This is a genomic window from Brachybacterium sp. SW0106-09 (assembly GCF_001293905.1).
GTDB lineage: Bacteria > Actinomycetota > Actinomycetes > Actinomycetales > Dermabacteraceae > Brachybacterium > Brachybacterium conglomeratum.
On record NZ_BCAK01000044.1, the window covers coordinates 1 to 9,311 of the forward strand.

9 protein-coding genes are annotated in these 9,311 nt (G+C 73.6%); 1 reads left to right on the plus strand and 8 read right to left on the minus strand.

What is annotated here, in order from left to right; genetic code table 11:
* From Y09_RS13825 to Y09_RS13860, 8 genes are all read right to left on the minus strand, one after another.
* Window positions 1–925 (minus strand): DUF418 domain-containing protein (locus Y09_RS13825; protein WP_053918255.1); only part of this gene is annotated, 925 nt, incomplete at its 3' end.
* Window positions 922–1,944, minus strand: coding sequence for a ribonuclease HI family protein (locus Y09_RS13830; protein ID WP_053918256.1), 1,023 nt, complete (start codon window positions 1,942–1,944; stop codon window positions 922–924). The genes Y09_RS13830 and Y09_RS13825, both read right to left, overlap by 4 nt.
* A gap of 102 nt (window positions 1,945–2,046) precedes the next feature.
* Entirely contained in the window at window positions 2,047–2,769 is a 723-nt protein-coding gene (locus Y09_RS13835) for a hypothetical protein (protein ID WP_053918257.1), read from the minus strand.
* Window positions 2,766–3,767: an ABC transporter ATP-binding protein gene (locus tag Y09_RS13840; protein ID WP_053918258.1), complete on the minus strand. Its 1,002-nt coding sequence runs from the start codon at window positions 3,765–3,767 to the stop codon at window positions 2,766–2,768. The genes Y09_RS13835 and Y09_RS13840 overlap by 4 nt, the downstream gene beginning before the upstream one ends.
* Window positions 3,764–4,141 (minus strand): GntR family transcriptional regulator, encoded by a 378-nt coding sequence (locus Y09_RS13845; protein WP_053918259.1) that lies wholly within the window; start codon window positions 4,139–4,141, stop codon window positions 3,764–3,766. Before Y09_RS13845 ends, Y09_RS13840 begins: the two co-directional genes overlap by 4 nt.
* Window positions 4,142–4,266: 125 nt before the next feature.
* Window positions 4,267–5,283: a GNAT family N-acetyltransferase gene (locus Y09_RS13850; protein ID WP_200716817.1), complete on the minus strand. Its 1,017-nt coding sequence runs from the start codon at window positions 5,281–5,283 to the stop codon at window positions 4,267–4,269.
* The gene (locus tag Y09_RS13855) at window positions 5,280–5,489 is read right to left on the minus strand and encodes a hypothetical protein (RefSeq protein WP_053918260.1); all 210 of its coding nucleotides are present in this window, start codon (window positions 5,487–5,489) and stop codon (window positions 5,280–5,282) included. Before Y09_RS13855 ends, Y09_RS13850 begins: the two co-directional genes overlap by 4 nt.
* Before the next feature lie 166 nt (window positions 5,490–5,655).
* Window positions 5,656–7,611 carry a glycoside hydrolase family 2 protein gene (locus tag Y09_RS13860; RefSeq protein ID WP_082358858.1) on the minus strand — a complete coding sequence of 652 codons (1,956 nt, stop codon included), beginning with the start codon at window positions 7,609–7,611 and terminating at the stop codon, window positions 5,656–5,658.
* A gap of 384 nt (window positions 7,612–7,995) precedes the next feature.
* On the opposite strand from Y09_RS13860, the gene Y09_RS13865 reads away from it, so the two are divergent.
* On the plus strand, window positions 7,996–9,311 hold a 1,316-nt coding region (locus tag Y09_RS13865; RefSeq protein WP_053918261.1), incomplete at its 3' end, for a DEAD/DEAH box helicase.

Here is a 9,311-nt window from a genome sequence, read left to right on the forward strand (position 1 = left end):
CCGGTGCGCGCGCCGCGGGGCGCGGGCCCCACCGCGCGGCCAGCAGCGCGGCCCCGGCGGCGAGGCCGACGGCCCCGGCGAGGCCGCTGACCTGGTGGAGCACGCCGAGGATGCCCAGCACGACCTCGACGTCGAGCCGGGCATGGGCGGGGTCCAGGACCAGCACGGCGGTGAGCGGCACCGCGCCGACCAGGCCGATCGCGAGGCCCCACCGCGCGAGCCGGCCGAGCCGTCGGCGATGCGCGGGGACGTCCTCGAGCAGGGCGCCGCGGGCCATGAGCGCACCGAGCGCCATCGGGGAGAGCAGGCCGATCTCCTCGATCGGGGCGAGCAGGAGGCCGTGCAGGGCGTCAGGCGCTCGGATCCCGACGCCGGCCAGATAGTCCGGTGCGGAGGCGGCCGCATAGCCGGTGCCGCCGCCGAGCCCGACCGTGCCGTCCACCCAGCCCAACACGCCGAGAGCCGGCAGCGTCACGATCGCCGCGGCGGCGAGCACCACCCGGCCCCGGGTCACCAGCAGCGCGCAGAGCATCCCGATCACCGCGTACCCGACCAGGATGTCCCCGCTGAACAGCAAAATCGCGTGGGCGAGGCCGATCGCCAGCAGCACGGCGAAACGGCGCAGCATGCGCCGCAGGAACCGTCCCGTACGCTCCCCGCGCTCGAGGGAGCGGCGGCGGAGGATCCCGATCCCGTACCCGAACAGCAGGGCGAACAGCGGGAAGCCGCGGTTGTCGACGAGCAGGGCGAGCAGCACGTCCACGACGCGGTCCGCGGCGCTCGCGTCCTGCTGCTTCAGCAGCGCCGTCCAGGCGGAGCCGTGCAGCCAGCCCACCAGGTTCGCCAGCGCGATGCCGAGCAGGGCGATCCCGCGCGCGAGGTCGGGACCGCCCGCACGGGCGCCGAGCGGGACGGAGACGGTCACCGTCCTCCGGCGCCCTCCGGGGTGCCCTGGTGGTGGCGCAGCAGCCAACGGCCCCGCTCCTTCACCCACACCGAGCTGCGGCGGACGGTGCCGTCCGGGCCGGTGGTGACATAGCGCAGGAGGATCGCGCCTGGCGCGATCTCGTCGGCGAGGAACTCCTCGGCCTGCACGTCCTCGAGCGGGGCGAGGGCGGAGAGGATCTCGTCGCGGTCGTAGCTGCGCCCGCTCGCGCCGATCTCGGTGAAGGCGGGGTGCAGCAGCTCGGCCGCGCTCGGGGCGTCGGCGCGCAGCGCGTCGGCGAGCAGCGCCTGCTCACGGGTGATGACCTGCTCGAAGTCGCTGGTGCCGGGGGCATCGGCGACGAGCACCGTGTCCTCGACCGCGGTGGAGCAGGAGGCCGCGGGGGCGGGATCGGCGGTGTCGAAGAGGCTGAAGAGGTCGCCCGGATCGCCGGCCGCGCCGGTCTGCGAGGAGGACGGCGCGGCCGACGGGGAGCCCGTCGACGAGGAGCCGGCCGACGGCGCGGGAGAGGTGCCGCCCTGCGCGGTGCCGCTCCCCCGGTATCCAGGCCCGACCTGCGGGTCCTGCTTCTTGGAGAACGCGGTCGCGGCGGCGTTGGCGCGCTTGTCGGCCGCCTCGTTCATGGCGTGGCCGGCGTGGCCCTTGACCCACTCGAACTCGACGCTGCGGCCGGCGAGCGCCCGGTCGATGTCCTTCAGCAGCTCGACGTTCATGACGGGCTTGCCGTCCTTCTTGCGCCAGCCCTTGCGCTTCCATCCCGGCATCCACTTGGTGATGGAGTTGATGACGTACTGGCTGTCGCACAGGATGTGCAGGTGCTGGTCGGCGTCCACGGCTGTCGCCTCGAGGAGGTCCAGGACGGCCTTCAGCTCGCCCATGTTGTTGGTGCCGTGGGGCCAGCCGCCCGCACGCCAGGTGTCCTCGTCGATGTACCAGGCCCAGCCGGCGGGTCCGGGATTGCCGAGGGCGGAGCCGTCGGCCGCAGCGGTGATCGTCATGGGCGCAATCGTTCCACAGCCCTGCGACGTCGCCGGTCACGACGGCCGGGCCGGTGTGGCTCTCCGCTCACCCGTCGACCCTTCGCAGCGGCCGGACCCGGATCACGCCGCGGACATCGCCCGTGCGGCGACGCCGGAATCGAGCCGACGGATCCAGGCGCGGACGCGCCGGCGCAGCACCAGGAGAGCCACCGCGAGCAGCACGGCCACCCCGGCGCACACGATCAGGTAGGTCATCACGGCGCCGTTCGACAGCTCGACCGCTGCCAGCGGCAGCCCGATGAGCACGGAGCTGAGCAGTCCCGCACCGAGATACACGACCAGGCTCAGCAGCGCCATCGAACGGGCGGGGCGACGGGTCAGGCAGTCCCCGCCGACGGCGATCCCGGTGAGCACGAGGACCAGCCCGGCGTGGAGCGTGCCCGCCAGGGCGATCAGGGCGCCGGACAGGCCAGGGGGCCCCGAGAGGACGAAGGTGGGGCCGGGGGTCACGGACGTCCCGAGCCCCGTCGCCGACGAGACCGGTGCGGCGAGCACGGCGGTGCCCAGGAGCATCACGGTCTCGAGTCCTATCAGCGCCACCCGTCCGCGGACGCCGTCCGCGCGGGAGAGCCCGAGCGTCGCTCTCAGCTCTGCTCGCTCGACGGTCTCCGGACGGCCATAGCGGTACCAGGCGAGCGCTCCCCAGATCGTGAGCGCCGCCACCAGCGCATCCGTGATCGTCGCCGCGAGGACGAGGGTCAGCGCGCACAGGGCGACTGCGAGTGAGAAGCGTCCGCTGCTCAGGCGCAGCTCCATGGACATCGCCTGCCGGATCGGGGTCATTCCGCTCCCCTCCTCGGAGTCGTGACGGGCGCAGCAGTCTCGTGCCCGGAAGCACCTGCGGCGCGGAGGCAGTGGGTCACGAGCTCGCTGACGGCGGGTCGGCGCAGGACGGTCCCGGGCGGCAGACCAGCGGCGTCGTCGACGGCGATGAGGGCACTCGTCGTGTCGCCGCTCGTGGTCGGGCCGATCAGCGAGGGGTCCGTGTCCCGTTCGTCGCTCGCCTGCCGTGGCCGCTCGAGCAGGAGGAGCTCCTCGCGGAGGGCCTCGACGTCGCCCTCGAGCACGGTCCGGCCGTCGGCAATCACCACGAGGCGGTCGACGAAGCGCTCCATTCCCTCGAGGTCGTGAGTGGACAGCAGGATCGTGCGGTCCCCGAGGGCCATCAGATCGCGCAGCTCGTCGACCAGCTCGGTGCGGGCGAGAGGGTCCAGCCGTGCGAAGGGCTCGTCGAGGATCAGCAGGCGTGGGTCCCGGGCCAGCGCCGCGGAGAGCGCGAGCTGGGTGAGCTGGCCTCGGGAGAGGCGGCCGACGGGACGGTCGAGGGGCACTCCATGGGCCGAGAGGCGGGCGTCGAACCGCCCCTGGTCGAAGGGGGTCGTGGCGCCGTGTGCCCGGGCCAGCCGCCGTGCCGTCCAGCGGTCCGGATAGTCGGGACTGTCCGGGACGAAGGAGGCGCCCTCCGGCACGGCGACGCGGGCCGGCCCCATCTCGGTGCCGAGCACCTCGACCTTGCCCCGCGACCAGGGCAGTGCGCCGATCATCGTGCGCAGCGCGGTCGTCTTGCCGGCGCCGTTGGCGCCGACGAGCGCTGTGATCTGACCGGTCGGCACCGTCAGGTCCAGCTCGCGGACGGCCTGGAGCGGGGCGGCATAGGGACGCTCCTGCGACGGCAGCTCCACGGTCAGCTCCTCGACGCGCACGGCGACGGGCGGCTCCCGGACGTCGGTCCGCGGGCGGTTCTCCGGGGAGTCGTGCTGTTCCGGGCGAGCGGTGCTCATCGGCCCTCCTCGAAGCGGCGGTGGAGACGGTCGTGCAGCTCCTCGAGCGTGATCCCGGCGGGCCTCGACGCGCGCACGGCCTCGGCAAGCGCGGCGTCGACGCGCTCGTGCGCCCGAGCGCACACGGCCTCGGGTTGCTGGGCGCGGACGAAGACGCCCTTGCCGCGCACCGCGTCCACCAGACCGTCGGCCACCAGCTCGTTGTAGGCGCGTGTGGTGGTGATGACGCTGACCCGCAGGTCACGGGCGAGGACGCGGATCGAGGGAAGGGCCGTTCCGGCGCCGAGGTCGCCTCGCAGGATCGCCTCGGTCAGGTGCGCGCGGATCTGCTCGTAGATGGGCTCGGGCGCGGAGGCGTCGATCGGGATGTGCATCCTCGCCCCCTTCGTCCGGCGGAGCGACCGTCCATGACGACCGCGCCTACTGTCTATAGACACTATGGACAGTAGGTGCGGTCGAGGTCAAGGGTCTGCGCGAGGGGGCCGCGCCGGCCCCCGCCTCAGCCCACCGGCTTCTCAAAGGTCGCGTAGACGTGCGCGCGCTCGAAGCCGACGGCCTCGTAGAGCCGGGTCGCGCCGGTGAGGGACTCGGCATCGACCTCGAGGACGGCTGCGGCGAAGCCGGCCTCCGCCCCCGAAACGAGGGTGCGGGCGAGCACCGCGCGGGCGAGGCCCCGGCCGCGCGCCTCGGGGCGGGTGCCGACGAGCGCCACGTGCAGCACGCCGGGGCGGTCCTCGGAGGTGACGGCATAGGCGAGCACGATGCCGTCCGGGGCGAGGGCGATCGTGGAGTGCTCGGGGCGGGAGGTGTGGGAGGTGGTCCACAGCTGCCAGGTCTCCGCATCGATCGGGGCGGAGCCCCAGTGGTCCGCGAAGGCGGCGATGTGGGCGAGCCGCACGGCCTCGCTCTGCTCCGGCGCGGGAGCGAGGATCCGGGCTCCTTCCAGGGCGGGGAGCTCCAGCGCCGGCCCAGGAAGCTCGCGCTCCATCTCGAGCCAGGAGCGGACCCGTCGGTACCCCCGCCGCTCGAGCACGGGGCGGATGTCGGCCCCGCCCGGGCCGGCGTCCGACTCAGGATCGCGGCCGCCGCTCGTGCGCAGCACCGCGGGCAGTCCGGGGTGCCGCTGCGCGGCGAGCGAGCTGCCGCGCGCCTCGAGCAGCTCCAGGATCGAGGTGCCGATCCCCTGACGCCGATGCTCGGGATGCACGGCACCGCTGAGCTGGACGCGGGCGCGGCCGTCGCGGTCGGGATGCGCGGAGACGGTGACCAGTCCGAAGCCGACGATCTGCTCGCCGGCCCGCAGGGCGACCGTGTCCTCGGCGAGGTCCAGGCGCGGCGTCTGCAGCCATTCGCGGATGCTCGGCTCCTCGACGGGCTCTCCGAGCTCGTCGTGGCCGTCGACCGTGTTCAGCAGCGCGGTGAGCGCGGGGACGTCCTCGAGGGTCAGCGCGTCGCGGTGGAGGGCCGCCGGCGACCCCGCGGGGCGGGTCGACGAGTCGGGAGCGGGACGGGTCACGGGGTTCCTCCGGGGAGTCGGCAGACGGTGACGTGGCTGCGGGAGTCGGCGGTGAACTCGCTGCGGTCCCAGTCCGCCCAGCGGGACTCCCTGGTGAATCCTGCCAGCTGCGCCATGAGGTCGAGCTCGGCGAGCCACGCGTAGCGCTGCGGGGTGCGGCCCAGGCGCGCCCCGCGCGCCCCGTCGACCGCGGGGTCGAAGCGCACATGATGGGAGACGAGCTGCTGCGAGACAGGGTCGCGGCGCGGCCGGTGCCGTTCGCGAGCTCGGCCAGCACCTCGACCGTCGGCCCCAGCACCTCGGGCGCGCCGCCGTCGGCCCCGCGGATCTCTCCGGCACCGACGCCGACGGGGCGGGAGTGCGCCCGGAGGCTCAGCCCTCGGTCTCGTACGCCGCGGGCCGCTCCTGGACCGCGCGGAGCCGGGCGAGGTCGAGCTTGCGGCCGCGGGCGAAGTCGACCACGCCGTTCTTCTCCTGGAACACGTCGGTCATCTGCGTGTAGCAGTAGCCGAACATCAGCGGGTCCTCGAGCAGCACGCGGGTGAGCCCCTCGAAGCGGGCATAGAGCTCCTCCTCGCTGGTGATCCGCTGTCCGTATCCCCAGGACTCGGCGGCGTTGTTCCCGGCGCGCGCCGCTTCGGCGGCCTCCTTCGCCTCCTGCTCGTTCCACCAGATGCCGCCGTACTCCGAGACGAAGTAGGGCTGGCCGGCGAAGGGCAGGGAGAACTCGCCGTCGGCGAAGGGGTACTCGTCCGGGGCCAGGTCGCGGCGGTTGGCGAAGGGGCGGCCCTCGGCGAGCCCGGCCTGCTCGGCGCGGAACCGCTCGGGGTCCTGCTCGTAGGAGTGGGAGTCGTAGACGTCGGCGCCGCGCACCCGGTGGGAGTAGCCGGAGGCGTCGAGCACGGGGCGGGAGGGGTCGGCGAGCTTGGTCGCGTCGTACATCGCCTGGGTGACGGTATCGAGCTGCGTGAAGCGGTCGTGGAGGATCTGGTGGGTCTCGTTCAGCGGGCACCAGCCGATGATCGAGGGGTGGTTGATGTCGCGGGCGACCGCCTCGATCCACTGCCCGATGAAGGAGGCGGTGGGCTGCTGGTTGTCGCCCAGCGGGCCGAGACCCGAGACGCCCCAGTCCCCGAACTCGCCCCAGGTGAGATAGCCGTGCAGGTCCGCCCAGAAGAGCATGCGCTGGTCGAAGACCTTCTGGTGGAGACGGGCGCCGTTGAAGCCGGCCTCCATCGCGAGGCGGATGTCGGTGGTGAAGGCATCGTCCGACGGGGCGGTCATGAACGAGTCCTCCCAGTAGCCCTGGTCCAGGACCAGGCGCTGGAAGACCTTCTCGCCGTTCAGGCGGTACTCGTGGGCGTTCAGGGAGGTCGAGCGCAGGCCGGCGTAGGAGCGGACCTCGTCGAGCACGGCGTCGTCGGCATCCAGCAGCCGCACCTGCAGGGCGTAGAGCTCGGGCGCGCCGGCGCCCCACACGCGCACGTGCTCCTCGGGGATCGTCAGCGCCAGGTGCGGGGCGAGGTCGAGGTCGGCGCGGACGCTCGTGCGCGCGACCTCCTCCCCGCCGGGCACGGAGGCGATGACCTCGAGGGACGTACCGGGGGTGCTGCGCGAGAGCGGCACGTCGATCGCGAAGGAGGCGGCGGCGAGCGAGGGGATGATCCGCAGGGAGCGGATCTCGTCGGCCGGCACGCCCTCGAGCCAGACGCTCTGCCAGATGCCGGTGGTGCGGTGGTAGTTGGCGTGGGTGGGGCGGAACCAGGTGGACTGCTTGCCGCGGGCCTGGGGCGCATCGTGCGGGTCGCGGGCGCGGACCACGATGCTCACCTCGCCTCCGACGCCGAGGCCGGGGACCTGGGAGAGGTCGGCGGAGAAGGGGGTGAAGCCGCCGCGGTGGCGTGCGACCTCGACGCCGTTCGCCCAGACGGTCGCGTCCTGGTCCACCGCCTCGAAGCGGAGGATCGGGCGCAGGCCCACCCAGTCCGCGGGGATGGTGAGGGTGCGGCGGTACCAGACGGCCTCGAGGAAGTCGCGGTCGCCGATCCCGGAGGCCGGGGTCTCGGGCGCGAAGGGCACCGTGATCTCGTCCTCGAGCGCGCGGCCCAGCAGGCCGCGCTCCCGGCCCGTGTCGCCGCGGTCGATCTCGAACTGCCAGGTCCCGTTGAGGTTCAGCCAGGTGGGGCGCTGCAGCTGGGGGCGCGGATGCTCGGGGCGAGGCACGTCGGGTGCGGCGGAGAGCGGGGCGTCCAGCTGGGCCGCGAGCTCGTCGGCTCGCGTGAACAGCGCGGCGAGCGCCTCGGGCAGCGCGGGGGTCGGAGGGGTCATCGCAGGGGCTCCTGGCGCGTGATCGGCGGTGATCTGTCAGGGGTCAGTCAACCCCACCACCCCGGAATGTGCAACGTTGGAAATCCCGGGCGGGCGGCCGACGGGGACGCAGGCCGCACCAGGAGGACACGGTGGTATCTCACATGCGGAGTGCCGCACGTCGCCTACGAGGTGACCGCCGCGTAAGGTCGGCGGGAGTGCCGTCCTCCCGCCGCGGCACAGGTCCCGTCCGGGCAGCCCCGCACCCCTCGACGCACCACGTCGGGCACGAGGAGCGGCAGGCCCCGCAGACGGCGACAGCGTCGGCCGGAAAGGACCGCCTCGAGCGGTCCCGACGTGACGACGACGTGCGGGGTGCAACGCACAGAGAACGGATCACCCTTCGTGACCACCCCTGACTTCGCACGCCTCGGCGTGCCCGCCTCCCTCACCGCCGCGCTCGCGCCGCTGGGGATCACCTCTCCCACTCCCATCCAGGCCGCGACCCTGCCGGACTCCCTGTCCGGGCGCGACGTGCTGGGCCGGGGCCGCACCGGCTCGGGCAAGACCTATGCCTTCCTGCTGCCGCTGGTGGCGCGCCTGCTGGAGACCCCGAAGCGCCGCACCGCCCGTCGGCCGCGCTCGCTCGTGCTCGCCCCCACCCGCGAGCTCGCCTCGCAGATCGCCGACTCGCTGAAGCCGCTGGAGAAGGCCGCCGGCCTGCGCAGCGCCGTCGTCTTCGGCGGCGTCGGCCAGAACCCGCAGGTGAACGCCCTCGCGGGCGGCGTCGACGTGCTCATCGCCTGCCCCGGACGGCTCCTGGACCTGATGGGCCAGGGCCACGCCGATCTCGGCGCCATCGAGATCACCGTGATCGACGAGGCCGATCACATGGCCGACATGGGCTTCCTGCCCATGGTGCGCCGAATCCTCGAGGCGACCCCGCGCCGCGGCCAGCGCATGCTGTTCTCCGCGACCCTCGACTCCGGCGTGAACAAGCTGGTCAAGGAGTTCCTCCACGACCCGGTCACGCACTCCGCGGACCCCGCAACGAGCCCCGTGGGCACGATGGAGCACCACGTGCTCGAGGTCGACAAGGAGACGCGCTTCGACGTGCTGCGCGACCTCGCGGCCGCCCCCGGCCGCACCATCATGTTCACCCGCACCAAGTACGGCGCGAAGAACCTCGCCCGCAAGCTCTCCGCCCGCGGCGTGGACGCGGTGGACCTGCACGGCAACCTCTCGCAGAACGCCCGCACCCGGAACCTCGAGGCCTTCGGCTCCGGCACCGCGACGACGATGGTCTGCACCGACATCGCCGCGCGCGGCATCCACGTGGACGAGGTCGCTCTCGTGGTCCACGCCGACCCGCCCGTCGAGCACAAGGCCTACCTGCACCGCTCGGGCCGCACCGCGCGCGCCGGCGAGTCCGGCACGGTCATCACCGTGCAGACCCCGGACCAGAAGCGCGACGTGAACGACCTGATGCGCAAGGCCGGGATCACCCCCACCTACCACCAGCAGGTCGTCTCGACCAGCCCCGTCCTCACGGAGCTCGCCCCCGGCGAGCGCGTGGCGACCCATGAGCCGCGCCAGCCGGAGGAGCCGCTGGACGAGCGCCGCATGGCGGGCGAGCGCCGCGGCGGCGGCCAGGGCGGTCGCGGTCGCGGCGGTCAGGGCGGCGGCCGCGGCCAGGGCGGACGCGGCCAGGCCGGACGCGA

Coding starts and splice junctions, on each gene's coding strand:
- Y09_RS13830 (WP_053918256.1), bottom strand. CDS start 1,944: ATGACGATCACCGCTGCGGCCGACGGCTCCGCCCTCGGCAATCCCGGA.
- Y09_RS13835 (WP_053918257.1), bottom strand. CDS start 2,769: ATGACCCCGATCCGGCAGGCGATGTCCATGGAGCTGCGCCTGAGCAGC.
- Y09_RS13840 (WP_053918258.1), bottom strand. CDS start 3,767: ATGAGCACCGCTCGCCCGGAACAGCACGACTCCCCGGAGAACCGCCCG.
- Y09_RS13845 (WP_053918259.1), bottom strand. CDS start 4,141: ATGCACATCCCGATCGACGCCTCCGCGCCCGAGCCCATCTACGAGCAG.
- Y09_RS13860 (WP_082358858.1), bottom strand. CDS start 7,611: ATGACCCCTCCGACCCCCGCGCTGCCCGAGGCGCTCGCCGCGCTGTTC.